Below are 15,747 nucleotides of genomic sequence, written 5' to 3'. Positions count from 1 at the left end.
CTGGGGCGCGCCGATAGAGCAAACGAGGAAAGCATGAGCAAGCAGATTCTGATTCTCCCTGGCGATGGTATTGGCCCGGAAATCATGGCCGAAGCGGTCAAGGTCCTGGAGCTGGCGAACGACAAGTACGGCCTGGGCTTCGAGCTCAGCCACGACGTGATCGGTGGCGCGGCCATCGACAAGCACGGCGTGCCCCTGGCCGATGAAACCCTGGACCGCGCCCGCGCAGCCGATGCCGTACTGCTGGGCGCCGTCGGCGGCCCGAAATGGGACAAGATCGAGCGCGATATCCGCCCTGAGCGCGGCCTGCTGAAGATCCGCGCGCAACTGGGGCTGTTCGGCAACCTGCGGCCAGCGATCCTCTACCCGCAACTGGCCGATGCCTCGAGCCTGAAGCCGGAAATCGTCTCGGGCCTGGACATCCTCATCGTCCGCGAGCTGACCGGTGGTATCTATTTCGGCGCCCCGCGCGGTACCCGTGAGCTGGACAATGGCGAGCGTCAGGCCTACGACACCCTGCCGTACAGCGAGAGCGAAATCCGCCGTATCGCTCGGGTCGGCTTCGACATGGCCCGCGTGCGGGGCAAGAAGCTGTGCTCGGTGGACAAGGCCAACGTCCTGGCATCCAGCCAACTGTGGCGCGAAGTGGTCGAGCAGGTGGCCAAGGATTACCCGGACATCGAACTGAGCCACATGTACGTCGATAACGCCGCCATGCAACTGGTGCGCGCACCGAAGCAGTTCGACGTGATCGTCACCGACAACATGTTCGGCGACATCCTGTCCGACGAGGCATCGATGCTCACCGGTTCCATTGGCATGCTGCCGTCGGCTTCCCTGGACGCCAACAACAAGGGTATGTACGAGCCATGTCACGGTTCGGCGCCGGACATCGCCGGGCAGGGCATTGCCAACCCATTGGCGACCATCCTGTCGGTGTCGATGATGCTGCGTTACAGCTTCAACTTGAACGATGCCGCCGACGCGATCGAAAAAGCCGTCAGCGTGGTCTTGGACCAAGGCTTGCGCACCGGTGATATCTGGTCGCAAGGTTGTACCAAAGTCGGTACGCAGCAAATGGGCGATGCAGTAGTCGCCGCGCTGCGGAATCTGTAATCTTTCGGGTCCACCGCTCCGACGGTGGCCCACTTTTGTATAGGTGTAGTTGCGATGAAACGTGTAGGTCTGATCGGTTGGCGCGGCATGGTCGGTTCCGTGCTCATGCAGCGAATGCTGGAAGAGCAGGATTTCGATCTCATTGAGCCGGTGTTTTTCACCACTTCCAACGTCGGTGGCCAAGGCCCGTCCGTGGGCAAGGACACCGGTGCGCTCAAGGATGCCTACAGCATCGACGAGCTCAAGACTCTCGACGTGATCCTGACCTGCCAGGGTGGCGACTACACCAGCGAAGTCTTCCCCAAGCTGCGTGAAGCCGGCTGGCAGGGTTACTGGATCGACGCCGCTTCCAGCCTGCGCATGCAGGACGATGCGGTGATCATCCTCGACCCGGTGAACCGCAAGGTCATCGACCAGCAGTTGGATGCCGGGACCAAGAACTACATCGGTGGCAACTGCACCGTCAGCCTGATGCTGATGGGCCTGGGTGGCCTGTTCGAAGCTGGGCTGGTGGAGTGGATGAGCGCCATGACTTATCAGGCGGCGTCTGGCGCCGGTGCGCAGAACATGCGTGAACTGATCAAGCAGATGGGCGCGACCCACGCCGCTGTCGCCGATGACCTGGCCAACCCGGCCAGCGCCATCCTCGACATCGACCGCAAGGTCGCCGAGGCGATGCGCAGCGATGCCTACCCGACCGAGAACTTCGGCGTGCCGCTGGCCGGCAGCCTGATCCCGTGGATCGACAAGGAACTGCCTAACGGCCAGAGCCGTGAAGAGTGGAAGGCCCAGGCCGAAACCAACAAGATCCTCGGTCGCTTCAAGAGCCCGATCCCGGTGGACGGCATCTGCGTGCGCATCGGCGCCATGCGCTGCCACAGCCAGGCGCTGACCATCAAGTTGAACAAAGACGTGCCGATCGCCGACATCGAAGGGCTGATCAGCCAGCACAACCCTTGGGTCAAGCTGGTGCCGAACAACCGCGAAATCAGCATGCAGGAGCTGAGCCCGACCAAGGTCACCGGCACCCTGAATGTTCCGGTTGGCCGTTTGCGCAAACTGAACATGGGCTCGCAATTCGTCGGTGCCTTCACCGTCGGCGACCAACTGCTGTGGGGCGCGGCCGAACCACTGCGTCGCATGCTGCGGATCCTGCTCGAGCGTTGATCGGATGTCGCAGTGAAAGAACCCGTGCCTTGTGAGAGGTGCGGGTTTTTTATTGGCAGTTGTGTGTCAGGGCTGGCCTCATCGCGAGCAAGCTCGCTCCCACAGGTTTGTGTGAACGCCGCAAATCCAATGTGGGGGCGAGCTTGCTCGCGATGGGGCCCGTAAAGCCACTACACATTTCCTGCCAATTGCCTGCATTCCTACCACCCGGTAAAGTGCCGCTCCCCACGTTTTACCTGAGGTAGACCCATGAGCCAGTCCTTTGATATAGCCGTGATCGGCGCCACCGGTACTGTCGGCGAAACCCTCGTCCAGATCCTCGAAGAGCGGGACTTCCCGGTTGGCAACCTGCACCTGCTGGCCAGCAGCGAATCGGCAGGCAGCTCGGTGATGTTTCGCGGCAAAAACGTGCGGGTGCGAGAGGTGGATGAGTTCGACTTCAGCAAGGTCCAGCTGGTGTTTTTTGCCGCCGGACCGGCGGTGACCCTGAGTTTCGCCTCGCGTGCCACGGCGGCCGGCTGTGCGCTGATCGACCTGTCCGGTGCCTTGCCGCCGGAGCAGGCACCGCAGATCGTGCCGGAAGCCAATCCTCAGGTGCTGTCTGGTTTAAACAAGCCATTGCAGGTCAGCAGCCCCAGCGCTTCAGCCACCGTATTGGCGGTGGCGCTGGCACCGCTGCGCGAATACCTGGATCTACAACGCATCAGCGTGACCGCCAGCCTCGCCGTATCAGCCCAGGGACGCGTCGCCGTAAGCGAGCTGGCGCGTCAGACCGCCGAGCTGCTCAATGCCCGTCCGTTGGAGCCGAAGTTCTTTGACCGGCAGATGGCGTTCAACCTGCTGGCCCAGGTTGGCACCCCGGATGAGCAGGGCCATACACCACTGGAAAAGCGCCTGGTTCGCGAATTGCGCCAGGTGCTGGATCAACCTTTATTAAAGATTTCCGTCACTTGCATTCAAGCCCCGGTGTTTTTCGGCGATAGCTTTAGCGTGACTGTGCAGTCTGCCAGCGCCATCGACCTGGCGAAGATCAACGCGGCCCTGGAAGCGGCGCCCGGAATCGAGCTGGTGGAGGCGGGCGATTACCCGACTCCGGTGGGTGATGCGGTGGGCCAGGATGTGGTCTACGTCGGTCGTGTGCGCGGCGGTATCGACGATCCGGCGGAACTAAATATGTGGCTGACGTCAGATAACGTGCGCAAGGGCGCGGCGCTCAATGCGGTGCAGGTGGCTGAGTTGTTGATAAAAGACCTGCTGTAAAAGATACTTGGCAACAATTTGTCGAATGATTCTAGCTGGGCGCTATGCTTGGCCAGAGCGTTGAAGGCGAACATCCCTCCGGGGGCTTACCCGGGGCATGAGTGAAACGATCGCGCGCACCGTCGCTTCGGGGCTGCGCGCAATGCCTTACGGCAGCGGCATCAACACCTTCTCGCTGGCCGAGGAATGTTCAAACAAAGGAAGAGGCTATGGTTCAAGTTCGCAAACTGGTGTTAGCAATAGCGGCCGCCTCGGCGCTGTCCTCCGGTATGGCGCAAGCGCTCGGGCTCGGGGAATTGACCCTGAAGTCGCCGCCGAACCAGCCTCTGGTCGCCGAGATCGAGCTGCTCGATGTCCAGCAACTGACGGCTGCCGAAGTCGTGCCGAGCCTGGCCTCGCCCGATGACTTCGCCAAGGCCGGTATCGACCGCCAGGCCTTCCTCAATGACCTGACCTTTACCCCGGTGATCAATGCCAGCGGCAAAAGCGTCCTGCGGGTGACGTCCAGCCAGCCGTTGTCCGAGCCGATGGTCAAGTTCCTGGTGCAGGTGATGTGGCCCAACGGTCGTCTGCTACGCGACTACAGTGTGTTGCTCGATCCGTCCAAGTTCTCGCCGCAGGCCGCCGACGCTGCGCGGGCGAAGCCGCCCCAGGTGGTGTCCACGCCGGTCACCGGGGCTACCAAGCCTGCCCAATACACCACCACGCCGCGCGATACCCTGTGGGAAATCGCCGCCAAGGTGCGCAATGGCGGGTCGGTCCAGCAAACCATGCTGGCGATCCAGGCGCTAAACCCGAAAGCCTTCATCAATGGCAACATCAACCTGCTCAAGACCGGCCAGGTGCTGCGCCTGCCGGATCCGGTGCAAAGCACCGCGTTGCCGCAACCCCAGGCCATCGCCGAAGTGGCTGCGCAGAATGCCGCCTGGCGCCAGGGGCGTCCGGGCGTGGCGCGTAATGGCCAACAGCAGTTGGACGCCACCAAGCGTGGCCGTGGTGAAGGCGCACCGGCACAAGCTGCCGGTCGCGATAATTTGAGCCTGGTGTCGGCCGAGTCCAAGGCCGCTGGCAAGGGCAAGGGTAAAGGCGCTGCCGGCGATGCCCAGGCGCTGAGCAACAAGCTCGCGGTCACCCAGGAGAGCCTCGATTCGGCTCGGCGCGACAATGAAGAGCTGAAAAGCCGCATGGCCGATCTGCAAAGCCAGCTGGACAAGCTGCAGCGCCTGATCGAGCTGAAGAACAATCAATTGGCCAAGATGCAGGCTGAAGGTGCCGCAGTTTCACCTGCCGGTGAGTCGACCCCGGCGATGTCGGCGCAGTTGACCCCCGCGCCAGCGACACAGGCCCCGACGGCAGCACCTGCGCCTGAAGCGACGCCTGAGGCGACGCCACCTGCCGCACCGGTCGAGCCAGTGCCGGCTGCTTCCAATGAGCAAAAGTACAACGACCTGCTGACCAACCCGATCTTGCTGGGGTTGATTGGCGGCGGCGCGTTGGTTCTGCTGTTGTTGCTGTTGTTGCTCGCCCGTCGCCGCAAGGCCCAGCAGGAAGCCGAGAAACACTTGCGCATGGCCCGCGCCCTCGAGGAGGAGGCCGACTTCTCCCCGGAGCTCGATCTGCCCCCGAGCAGCTTCGAGGGCATTGATGTCCCACCGCCAAGCGTAAAACTCGAGCCTAAACCTGCGCCAGCGCCAGCACCCAAGCCGGCTCCGTTGGTTGCGCCTGTGATCGTCACGCCGCCCATCGCCGCGCCGCTGGTGGCTCCGGCCGCCGAACGTTCCGACGATGTGCTGCCCCAGGCTCAGTCCCATATCGACCGTGGTCGCCTGAACCAGGCAGCCGACCTGCTTGAGCAGGGCATCAAGGCTGAGCCTCAGCGCAGCGACTTGCGTCTTAAATTGATGGAAGTCTACGGTCAGCAGGGCGACCGCGACGCCTTCGTCGCCCAGGAACGCCAACTGGTGGCCAATGGTGAAAACTACGCCCAGGTCGAACAGCTCAAGAGCCGTTTCCCAGCCATGGTGGTCGCCACCACCGCTGGCCTGGCCGCGGCGGCGGTGGCTGCCGAACTGGACGCGCAGTACGTCAAGGACCTGCTCGAAGACAAGTCGCCGACCGATGAGGAGCTGGACAGCGCCTTCGATCTGAGCCTGGATGATATGGAGGCCACACCGGCCGCGCCGGCACCGGAGCCCGTCGCCGAACTGGATGCGTTCCCGGAGGACGATGACCTGAGTTTCGAGTCGGTGCTCAAGCAGCAGACCGAAGCCAGCGAAAGCCTGGACGATCTGTCGGAGTTTGACCTGGACCTGGGCGCCGATGCTCCGACACCGATCCCGGCTCTCGATGACGAAGACTTCCTGCTCGACCTGGACGACGACTTCAAGGGCTTGGACTTGCCGGCGGCCGATACGCCGGCCTTGGCTGACACCCCGGCCGACGACCTCGAACTGCCGGCGGACTTCGATCTGTCCCTGGCCGACGAAATGGACGCTCAGGACAAGCCAAAAGATGCTTTCGAGTCGGAGCTGGATGATGTCAACGCCGAGCTGGATCGCCTGTCTGATGACCTGAGCGTGCCGACCTTCACCGCTGAAGATGCCCTGGTCGGCGCTGAAGACGAACCGGACTTCGACTTCCTCAGCGGCACCGACGAAGTGGCGACCAAACTCGATCTGGCCCAGGCCTACATCGACATGGGTGACAACGACGGCGCCCGGGACATCCTTGGTGAAGTCCTCAGCGAAGGCAATACCACCCAGAAGAGCGAAGCGCAGGAAATGCTGGCGCGCCTGGTCTGAGAGGGGCGGGCTCACAAGAACGGCAGCCGGTGAGGCTGCCGTTTTTGTTTGGGGCAGGGGAGGTAATGGCGTGTGGACTGGCCCCATCGAGAGCACGGGTTTGTGTGTAGCGCAAAATCTGAATCCAACAGAACTCTTTGTGGGCTTGCTCGCGATGGCGTCAGTCCATCCAGCACAGGATCGACTGTTGCACTGGCATCCCACCCAACCGGCCTTATAATGCCCGCCTTTGCGTACCTCAGCAGGCTGTAATTCCTTGGCAAACATAGACAACCCGGCCGCCGAAATGGCGGCCGACGGCTTTTTCCGGATCGCCCTGGGCGTTGAATACAAAGGCTCGCGCTATCGCGGCTGGCAGCGTCAGGCTAGCGGTGTACTGACGGTGCAGGAAACCCTTGAAAACGCGCTGTCCAAAGTCGCCGATTCGCCCGTGTCACTGCATTGCGCCGGCCGTACTGATGCTGGCGTGCATGCGTGCGGCCAAGTGGTGCATTTCGACACTCAGGTCGAGCGTTCGATGAAGGCTTGGGTGATGGGCGCCAATATCAACCTGCCCCACGATGTCAGCGTCAGCTGGGCCAAGGCGATGCCGGCGCATTTTCATGCGCGCTTCAAGGCCATCGCCCGGCGCTATCGCTATGTGATCTACAACGATCAGATCCGCCCGGCGCACCTGAACGAAGAGATCACCTGGAACCATCGCCCGCTGGATGTCGAACGCATGGCCGAGGCCGCGCAATACCTGGTCGGTGTGCATGATTTCAGCGCCTTTCGCGCCGGCCAGTGTCAGGCCAAGTCGCCGATCAAGGAATTACACCACCTGCGCGTGACCCGTCACGGCAAGATGATCGTGCTCGACATCCGTGCCAGTGCGTTCCTGCACCACATGGTGCGCAACATCGCCGGGGTACTGATGACCATTGGCGCCGGTGAGCGGCCAGTGGAATGGATCAAGGAAGTACTCGAAAGTCGCATCCGCCGTTCCGGTGGTGTGACGGCGCATCCGTTTGGCTTGTACCTGGTGCAGGTCCAGTACCACGACGAATTCGAGCTGCCGCAGCGTTACATCGGGCCGCATTTCCTCACTGGCTTCTCGGAACTCGACGGCTGACGCTCTGCGCAGCATTTGCTACCATCCGGGACTTTCACGGATTTGCCTGAGGTTTTAACGACATGTCGGCCGTTCGCAGCAAGATTTGCGGGATCACCCGCGTCGAGGACGCGTTGGCGGCGGTCGAGGCCGGGGCCGATGCCATTGGGCTGGTGTTTTATGCCAAGAGTCCTCGGGCGGTCACGGTGCAGCAGGCTAGGGCAATCATCCAGGCCTTGCCGCCGTTCGTTACGCCTGTTGGCCTGTTCGTCAATGCCAGCCGTTGCGAGCTGGGCGAAATACTCGATGCCGTGCCGCTGGCCCTGTTGCAGTTTCACGGTGATGAGGCGCCAGCCGATTGCGAGGGCTGGCATCGTCCGTACATCAAGGCGTTGCGGGTCAAGGCTGGGGATGACATTGCCGCCAGCTGCGCAGCTTTCGCCAGTGCCAGCGGTATTTTGCTGGACACCTATGTCGAAGGCGTTCCCGGAGGGACCGGTGAAGCGTTCGATTGGTCGCTGGTACCCCAAGGCTTGGATAAACCGATTATCCTTGCCGGTGGCCTGACAGCGGACAACGTGGCCGAAGCCATTCGCCAGGTTCGCCCTTACGCGGTGGACGTGAGCGGTGGAGTGGAGCAGGGCAAGGGCATCAAGGATCCGGCCAAGATTCGTGCGTTCATGGCTGCTGTGCACAGTAGCCAGTCGTCAATGTGACGGCTGGCAGACTGCCGCCGTCCATACCAGCACTGTACAAAGCAGGCAGGCGCCGCCTCCGGGTGGGCCGATAGCGAAGTGGTAGCCGCGGTGCAGCGGCTGCCGGGATGGTTGAGAAAGGTTGGGTTGCACGCAGGTCAGTTTTGCACTGACCGTGGCGGCCCCTCGACTCGCCGCACAATGAATTTAGCTCAAGGGCATACGCGGGGCCGCGAACCAAAGCGTTCGGGCCGCCGGTACTGGAGAAAGAAAGCATGAGCAACTGGTTGGTAGACAAACTGATCCCTTCGATCATGCGTTCCGAGGTGAAGAAAAGCTCGGTGCCTGAAGGTCTGTGGCACAAATGTCCATCCTGCGAAGCGGTGCTGTACCGCCCCGAGCTGGAAAAGACCCTGGACGTTTGCCCCAAGTGCAACCACCACATGCGCATCAGTGCGCGTGCCCGTATCGATATTTTCCTCGATGCCGAAGGCCGTGTTGAACTGGGTGCCGACCTGGAGCCAGTGGACCGTCTGAAATTTCGCGACGGCAAGAAATACAAGGACCGCCTGACCGCTGCCCAGAAGCAGACCGGTGAAAAGGACGCCTTGGTATCCATGAGCGGCAGCCTGTTGGGTATGCCAGTGGTGGTTTCGGCCTTCGAGTTCTCCTTCATGGGCGGTTCCATGGGCGCCATTGTCGGTGAACGCTTCGTTCGTGCCGCCAACCATGCTTTGGAAAACCGTTGCCCAATGATCTGCTTCGCCGCTTCCGGTGGTGCGCGGATGCAGGAGGCGCTGATCTCCCTGATGCAAATGGCCAAGACCTCTGCGGTGCTGGCGCGTCTGCGTGAAGAAGGTATTCCGTTCATCTCGGTGCTGACCGACCCGGTCTACGGTGGCGTTTCCGCCAGCCTGGCGATGCTCGGCGACGTGATCGTCGGCGAGCCGAAAGCCCTGATCGGCTTCGCCGGCCCGCGCGTGATCGAGCAGACCGTGCGCGAAAAACTGCCGGAAGGCTTCCAGCGCAGTGAGTTCCTGCTGGAACACGGTGCCATCGACATGATCATCCATCGCCAGGAGCTGCGTCCGCGCCTGGGCAACCTGCTGGCTCAACTGATGGGGCTGCCGACGCCGAAATTCGTCGCCGCACCGATCGAGCCGGTCGTGGTTCCGCCGGTGCCTGCAGGCCTATGACCCAACGTACCCTGGGCGACTGGCTTGCCTACCTCGAGCAGTTGCATCCATCGGCCATCGACATGGGGCTGGAGCGCTCGCAAGCGGTAGCGTCCCGCATGGGACTGGCCAAGCCGGCGCCTCGGGTCGTCACCGTCACTGGCACCAACGGCAAGGGTTCGACCTGTGCCTTCGTGGCCTCGCTGTTGCGGGCCCAGGGGCTGAGTGTCGGTGTCTACAGCTCGCCGCACCTGCTGCGCTACAACGAGCGGGTGCAAGTCAATGGCGTCGAAGCCACTGATGCCCAGCTGTGCGAAGCCTTTGCCGCGGTGGAAGCCGGGCGGGGCGAGACGTCCCTCACTTATTTCGAGATGGGTACCCTGGCGGCGTTTTGGCTGTTCGCCCGTTCCGGCCTGGATGCCGTTGTGCTGGAAGTGGGGCTTGGCGGACGGCTGGACACGGTCAACCTGGTGGACGCGGACATCGCATTGGTCACCAGTATCGGTGTGGACCACGCCGATTACCTGGGCGATACCCGCGAATCCGTGGCTTTCGAGAAGGCCGGCATCTTTCGCCAGGGCGCGCCTGCGCTCTGTGGCGACCTCAATCCTCCCCAGCCGTTGTTGGATAAGGTCCGCGAGTTGAGCTGCCCGTTCTTCCTGCGCGGGCGAGATTTCGACCTGGCAATGACCGAGCAGCATTGGCAGTGGCGGGGCAGTGATGCCCAGGGCAACCCGGTGGAGTTGCACGATCTGCCGCTGCTGGACCTGCCGATGGAAAACGCCGCGCTGGCACTCCAGGCTTACCTGCTGCTGGGTTTGCCGTGGGATGTCGGGCAAATCACCGCGGCGTTGCAAGCGACCCGCGTGGTCGGGCGTCTTGATCGTCGCCAGTTCGACTGGCAGGGTAAGCGTCTGAACCTGTTGCTGGATGTCGGCCATAATCCCCACGCGGCGCAGTACCTGGCCGAGCGCCTGGCGCGACGGCCGGTGGCGGGGCGGCGTCTGGCGGTATTCGGATTACTGTCGGACAAGGATCTGGATGGCGTTGTCGACGCGTTGGGTGCTAGTGTCCAGCACTGGGCGGTGACGCCGCTGGATTCGCCGCGTTCGCGCCCGGCGGCTGAATTGCAGGCAGCCTTGCAGCGTCGTGGTGCTTCGGTGCAAGCCTACACCAGCGTGGCTGCCGCGTTGGAAGGGCAGTGTGCCGAGGCAACGGCCGACGACGAGATTCTGCTGTTCGGATCATTTTTTTGTGTTGCCGAGGCCCTTCAATGGCTGGCCCGGCGCTCCACGGAGGAAGCTGCAGATGGCATTGCTGGATAAGGCGTACAAGCAGCGCATGGTGGGGGCCCTGGTATTGGTGGCCCTGGCCGTGATTTTCCTGCCGATGCTGTTTTCCCGTCAGGATGAGCAGCGCCAGGTAACGGTCGATGCGCCGGCCGCGCCCCAGGCACCGTCCGTGCCGCCTGTGCAGGTCGAGCCCGTGGCGGTGCCCGAGCCGCAGACGCTGCCCCAAGAGCCGGTTCCGAGCGACGAGGAACTGGCTGAGCAACCGGCGCCTTCGATGCCGATTGCGCCTGCACCCGCAACGCCAGTGCCTGCCGCACCGAGCAAGCCGGCTGTCGCTCCGGCCCCGGTTCCAGCCGCTCCAGCGGTCAAGCCGGCCCCAAGCCAGCCGATTACCGCCGCCACGACCAAGCCGGACACCACGCAAAGTCGTGTGGATGCCAACGGCCTATCGGTCAGTTGGTCGGTGCAACTGGCCAGCCTGACCAGTCGTGAAAGCGCCGAAAGCCTGCAGAAAACCCTGCGCAGCCAGGGCTACAATGCTTACATCCGCTCCGCCGATGGCAAGAATCGCGTGTTTGTCGGGCCGCTGATCGAGCGAGCCGAGGCCGACCGCCTGCGTGACCTGCTGAGTCGTCAGCAGAACCTCAAGGGTTTTGTGGTGCGCTTCCAGCCCGAGCGTGGCTGACAGCGATTTAGCTGATTTGAATCGTGCAGCTTACCGACAGCCCTAGGCTCTGCTAAAATGCGCCGCCTTATCCGTCTGTAGGCTGCACCGTGCCATTTACCTGGGTTGACTGGGCGATCGTTGCGATCGTCGCCATCTCCGCATTGATCAGCCTGAGCCGCGGCTTCGTCAAGGAAGCCCTCTCGCTGCTGACCTGGATCATCGCGGGGGTCGTAGCCTGGATGTTTGGTGGTTCGCTGTCCCAGTACCTCGCCGGATACATCGAAACTCCGTCGGCTCGCGTGATCGCGGGCTGTGCCATCTTGTTTATCGCCACCTTGCTGGTCGGCGCAATGATCAATTATCTGATCGGCGAACTGATTCGCGTCACCGGGCTTTCCGGGACGGACCGGTTCCTGGGCATGGCCTTTGGCGCGGCGCGTGGCGCGTTGCTGGTGGTCGTGGCCGTCGGGCTGTTGAGCCTGGGGCCGGTACAGCAGGATACGTGGTGGCAGGAGTCCCGGCTCGTGCCACAATTTTTATTGGTCGCAGACTGGTCCAAGAACCTGATCCTGGGTTGGAGCAGTCAGTGGCTTGCCAGCGGTATCAGCGTACCCGCTGAAATACCGTTCAAGGAACACCTCTTGCCGACGGCCAAAACGCCGCAGTGAGTGTTGTTCAGTTCAGATCCATTAAGTAGGGGTTGCGTCGCATGTGTGGCATCGTCGGTATCGTCGGTAAGTCGAACGTCAATCAGGCGCTGTATGACGCGCTAACCGTGCTCCAGCACCGCGGCCAGGACGCTGCCGGTATCGTGACCAGCCATGACGGCCGGTTATTCCTGCGCAAGGACAACGGCCTGGTGCGTGACGTGTTCCACCAGCGCCACATGCAGCGCCTGGTCGGGCACATGGGCATTGGCCATGTGCGCTACCCGACAGCGGGCAGCTCAACTTCGGCAGAAGCCCAGCCGTTCTACGTCAACTCGCCATACGGCATCACCCTGGCGCACAACGGCAACCTGACCAACGTCGAGCAACTGGCCAAGGAGATCTACGAATCTGACTTGCGCCACGTCAACACCAATTCCGATTCGGAAGTGATGCTCAACGTGTTCGCCCATGAGCTGGCCCAGCGCGGCAAGCTGCAGCCTACTGAAGAAGACGTGTTTGCCGCCGTGACCGACGTGCACAACCGTTGCGTGGGCGGTTATGCGGTGGTGGCGATGATCACCGGTTACGGCATCGTCGGTTTCCGTGATCCCCACGGTATTCGTCCGATCGTCTTTGGCCAGCGTCACACTGACGAAGGCGTGGAGTACATGATCGCCTCCGAAAGCGTGTCCCTGGACGTGCTGGGCTTCACCCTGATTCGCGACCTCGCCCCGGGCGAAGCGGTCTACATCACCGAAGACGGCAAGCTGCACACCCGTCAGTGCGCGACCAACCCGAGCCTGACCCCGTGCATCTTCGAACACGTCTACCTGGCGCGTCCGGACTCGATCATCGACGGTGTCTCGGTCTACAAGGCCCGCCTGCGCATGGGCGAGAAGCTGGCCGACAAGATCCTGCGCGAGCGTCCGGACCACGACATCGACGTGGTCATCCCGATTCCGGACACCAGCCGCACCGCGGCCCTGGAGCTGGCGAACCACTTGGGTGTCAAGTTCCGCGAAGGCTTTGTGAAGAACCGCTACATCGGTCGTACCTTCATCATGCCGGGCCAGGCCGCAAGGAAAAAATCCGTACGCCAGAAGCTCAACGCCATCGAGTTGGAATTTCGTGGCAAGAACGTGATGCTGGTGGATGACTCCATCGTGCGCGGCACCACCTGCAAGCAGATCATCCAGATGGCCCGCGAGGCCGGCGCCAAGAACGTGTATTTCTGCTCCGCGGCCCCGGCCGTGCGCTACCCGAACGTCTACGGCATCGACATGCCGAGTGCCCATGAGCTGATCGCTCATAACCGCACTACCCAGGACGTCGCCGATCTGATCGGCGCGGACTGGTTGATCTACCAGGACCTGCCGGACCTGATCGAAGCGGTCGGTGGCGGCAAGATCAAGATCGAGCACTTCGATTGCGCGGTATTCGACGGCAAGTACGTTACCGGCGACATCGACGAGGCCTACCTGAACAAGATCGAGAACGCACGTAACGATGCGTCCAAGGCCAAGACTCAGGCGGTCAGCGCGATCATCGATCTGTACAACAACTGATTAACCAACCGGCCCTGAGGGGCCGGTTTGCGTTTAAACCGATTTCAGGAGTGACAGCATGAGTCAGGATTGGGATGCCGGTCGGCTGGACAGCGACCTTGAAGGCGTAGCGTTCGATACCCTGGCGGTTCGCGCTGGTCAGCACCGTACACCGGAAGCCGAACATGGCGAACCGATGTTCTTCACCTCCAGCTACGTGTTCCGCACCGCTGCCGATGCGGCGGCACGGTTTGCCGGTGAAGTGCCGGGCAACGTTTACTCGCGCTACACCAACCCGACCGTGCGGGCTTTCGAGGAGCGCATTGCCGCCCTGGAAGGCGCCGAGCAAGCCGTGGCCACTGCCACCGGCATGGCGGCAATCATGGCCGTGGTGATGAGCCTGTGCAGTGCCGGTGACCATGTGCTGGTGTCGCGTAGCGTCTTCGGCTCGACCATCAGCCTGTTCGAGAAGTACTTCAAGCGCTTCGGTGTGGAAGTCGATTACGTGCCCCTGGCGGACTTGTCCGGTTGGGACGCCGCCATCAAGGCCAATACCAAGCTGCTGTTCGTCGAATCGCCCTCCAACCCCCTGGCCGAGCTGGTGGATATCGCCGCGCTGGCGGAAATCGCCCACGCCAAGGGCGCCATGCTGGTGGTCGATAACTGCTTCTGCACTCCGGCATTGCAACAGCCGCTGAAGCTGGGTGCGGACGTGGTGGTGCATTCGGCGACCAAGTTCATCGATGGCCAGGGCCGTTGCATGGGCGGCGTGGTGGCCGGTCGTAGCGAACAGATGAAAGAGGTGGTGGGCTTCTTGCGTACCGCCGGGCCGACCCTCAGCCCATTCAACGCCTGGATCTTCCTCAAAGGCCTGGAAACCCTGGGCCTGCGCATGAAAGCCCATTGCGCCAACGCCCAGGTTCTGGCTGAGTGGCTGGAGCAGCAGGACGGCATCGAGAAAGTGCATTACGCCGGCCTCAAGAGCCATCCGCAGCATGACCTGGCTGCGCGTCAGCAGCGTGGTTTCGGTGCGGTGGTGAGCTTCGAGGTCAAGGGGGGCAAGGAGGGCGCCTGGCGCTTCATCGACGCGACCCGGCTGATCTCCATCACCGCCAACCTGGGTGACAGCAAAACCACCATCACCCATCCGAGCACCACCTCCCACGGCCGTCTGTCGCCCCAGGAGCGTGAAGCGGCGGGCATCCGCGACAGCCTGATCCGTGTCGCGGTCGGCCTGGAAGACGTGGCCGACCTGCAAGCTGATCTGGCTCGCGGGTTGGCGGCCTTGTGATCGAGCTGGCAACGCCGCCGAGCGGCACTCATGGCCGGGTAGCACTGGTTACGGGCGCTGCACGCGGCATCGGCCTGGGCATCGCCGCCTGGTTGATCTGTGAAGGCTGGCAGGTGGTGCTGACCGACCTGGATCGTGAGCGCGGTTCCAAGGTTACGAAGACGTTGGGTGATAACGCCTGGTTCATCGCCATGGACGTGGCGGACGAGTCACAAGTCGCCACCTGCATTGCCGAAGTGCTTGGGCAGTTCGGGCGTCTTGATGCGCTGGTGTGCAACGCGGCCATCGCCGACCCGCACAACATCACCCTGGAAAGCCTGGACCTGGCTTACTGGAATCGCGTCCTGGCGGTGAACCTGGGCGGGCCGATGCTGCTGGCCAAGCACTGTGCGCCCTACCTGCGCGCCCACAACGGCGCCATCGTCAACCTGGCCTCGACCCGTGCCGCGCAATCGGAACCCGACACCGAGGCCTATGCGGCGAGCAAGGGTGGCTTGTTGGCCCTGACTCACGCCTTGGCGATCAGCCTCGGGCCGGAGATCCGGGTCAATGCTGTCAGCCCTGGTTGGATCGACGCGCGGGATCCGTCCGTGCGGCGTGCGCAGCCGCTGACCGACGCCGATCACGCCCAGCATCCGGCGGGCAGGGTCGGCACGGTAGAGGACGTGGCGGCGATGGTAGCGTGGCTGTTGTCGCGCAACGCCGGTTTCGTCACGGGCCAGGAGTTTGTGGTGGACGGCGGCATGACCAAGAAAATGATTTATAAGTGAGTGCGGTTGCGGGTGCCGTTTGAAACTGTTTTTGAAAAAAATCCAACCCTGCTATTGACTTAGCTTCGGTACCTGCGTAAATTTCGCGGCCTCAACGAAGCAAAGGGTGATTAGCTCAGCTGGGAGAGCGTCTGCCTTACAAGCAGAATGTCGGCGGTTCGATCCCGTCATCACCCACCATGTTTTACGAGAGTCTTGCGAAAGCAAGATGGAAGCTGTCAAAAGCCTC

At 62.4% G+C, this 15,747-nt stretch carries 13 protein-coding genes and 1 tRNA gene; all 14 read left to right on the top strand.

Translation table 11 applies throughout. The features are described from left to right. The first annotated feature begins 33 nt into the window (after positions 1-33). The 14 genes from leuB (at position 34) to SGN16_RS19900 (ending at position 15,698) form a co-directional block, all read left to right on the top strand. The gene (gene leuB / locus SGN16_RS19965; RefSeq protein WP_060741441.1) at positions 34-1,116 is read left to right on the top strand and encodes a 3-isopropylmalate dehydrogenase; all 1,083 of its coding nucleotides are present in this window, start codon (positions 34-36) and stop codon (positions 1,114-1,116) included. Between the two features lie 54 nt (positions 1,117-1,170). Then, positions 1,171-2,283: an aspartate-semialdehyde dehydrogenase gene (asd, locus tag SGN16_RS19960; protein ID WP_047229242.1), complete on the top strand. Its 1,113-nt coding sequence runs from the start codon at positions 1,171-1,173 to the stop codon at positions 2,281-2,283. Between the two features lie 249 nt (positions 2,284-2,532). Then, positions 2,533-3,543, top strand: coding sequence for an aspartate-semialdehyde dehydrogenase (locus tag SGN16_RS19955; RefSeq protein ID WP_335944493.1), 1,011 nt, complete (start codon positions 2,533-2,535; stop codon positions 3,541-3,543). A 209-nt stretch (positions 3,544-3,752) separates the two neighbouring features. Further along, positions 3,753-6,344, top strand: a complete 2,592-nt coding sequence (locus SGN16_RS19950) for a FimV/HubP family polar landmark protein (protein WP_335944492.1) — start codon at positions 3,753-3,755, stop codon at positions 6,342-6,344. A gap of 286 nt (positions 6,345-6,630) precedes the next feature. Next, positions 6,631-7,455 (top strand): tRNA pseudouridine(38-40) synthase TruA, encoded by an 825-nt coding sequence (gene truA / locus SGN16_RS19945; RefSeq protein WP_210645350.1) that lies wholly within the window; start codon positions 6,631-6,633, stop codon positions 7,453-7,455. Between the two features lie 62 nt (positions 7,456-7,517). Continuing rightward, entirely contained in the window at positions 7,518-8,150 is a 633-nt protein-coding gene (locus SGN16_RS19940; RefSeq protein ID WP_335944491.1) for a phosphoribosylanthranilate isomerase, read from the top strand. 254 nt (positions 8,151-8,404) lie between these two features. After that, positions 8,405-9,325, top strand: a complete 921-nt coding sequence (gene accD, locus SGN16_RS19935) for an acetyl-CoA carboxylase, carboxyltransferase subunit beta (protein WP_210639635.1) — start codon at positions 8,405-8,407, stop codon at positions 9,323-9,325. Then, a complete protein-coding gene (gene folC / locus SGN16_RS19930; protein WP_335944490.1) occupies positions 9,322-10,629 on the top strand; it encodes a bifunctional tetrahydrofolate synthase/dihydrofolate synthase in 1,308 nt (435 codons plus the stop codon). Before accD ends, folC begins: the two co-directional genes overlap by 4 nt. Next, on the top strand, positions 10,613-11,281 hold the full coding sequence (locus SGN16_RS19925; RefSeq protein ID WP_335944489.1) for an SPOR domain-containing protein: 669 nt from the start codon (positions 10,613-10,615) through the stop codon (positions 11,279-11,281). The genes folC and SGN16_RS19925 overlap by 17 nt, the downstream gene beginning before the upstream one ends. Before the next feature lie 89 nt (positions 11,282-11,370). Next, positions 11,371-11,931 carry a CvpA family protein gene (locus SGN16_RS19920; protein WP_030142022.1) on the top strand — a complete coding sequence of 187 codons (561 nt, stop codon included), beginning with the start codon at positions 11,371-11,373 and terminating at the stop codon, positions 11,929-11,931. A 41-nt stretch (positions 11,932-11,972) separates the two neighbouring features. Beyond that, positions 11,973-13,478 (top strand): amidophosphoribosyltransferase, encoded by a 1,506-nt coding sequence (gene purF, locus SGN16_RS19915; protein ID WP_003203840.1) that lies wholly within the window; start codon positions 11,973-11,975, stop codon positions 13,476-13,478. A 58-nt stretch (positions 13,479-13,536) separates the two neighbouring features. Next, positions 13,537-14,748: an O-succinylhomoserine sulfhydrylase gene (locus tag SGN16_RS19910; protein WP_135846289.1), complete on the top strand. Its 1,212-nt coding sequence runs from the start codon at positions 13,537-13,539 to the stop codon at positions 14,746-14,748. Continuing rightward, on the top strand, positions 14,745-15,518 hold the full coding sequence (locus SGN16_RS19905) for an SDR family oxidoreductase (RefSeq protein WP_210639631.1): 774 nt from the start codon (positions 14,745-14,747) through the stop codon (positions 15,516-15,518). The genes SGN16_RS19910 and SGN16_RS19905 overlap by 4 nt, the downstream gene beginning before the upstream one ends. A 104-nt stretch (positions 15,519-15,622) precedes the next feature. Next, a tRNA-Val gene (locus tag SGN16_RS19900) sits at positions 15,623-15,698 on the top strand. The last annotated feature ends 49 nt before the right edge of the window (positions 15,699-15,747 follow it).

The organism is Pseudomonas sp. G166 (genome assembly GCF_037027455.2).
Classification (GTDB): Bacteria; Pseudomonadota; Gammaproteobacteria; order Pseudomonadales; family Pseudomonadaceae; genus Aquipseudomonas.
Note: the sequence above shows the minus strand (reverse complement) of the source record. Positions and strands in the feature narration are given on the sequence as shown.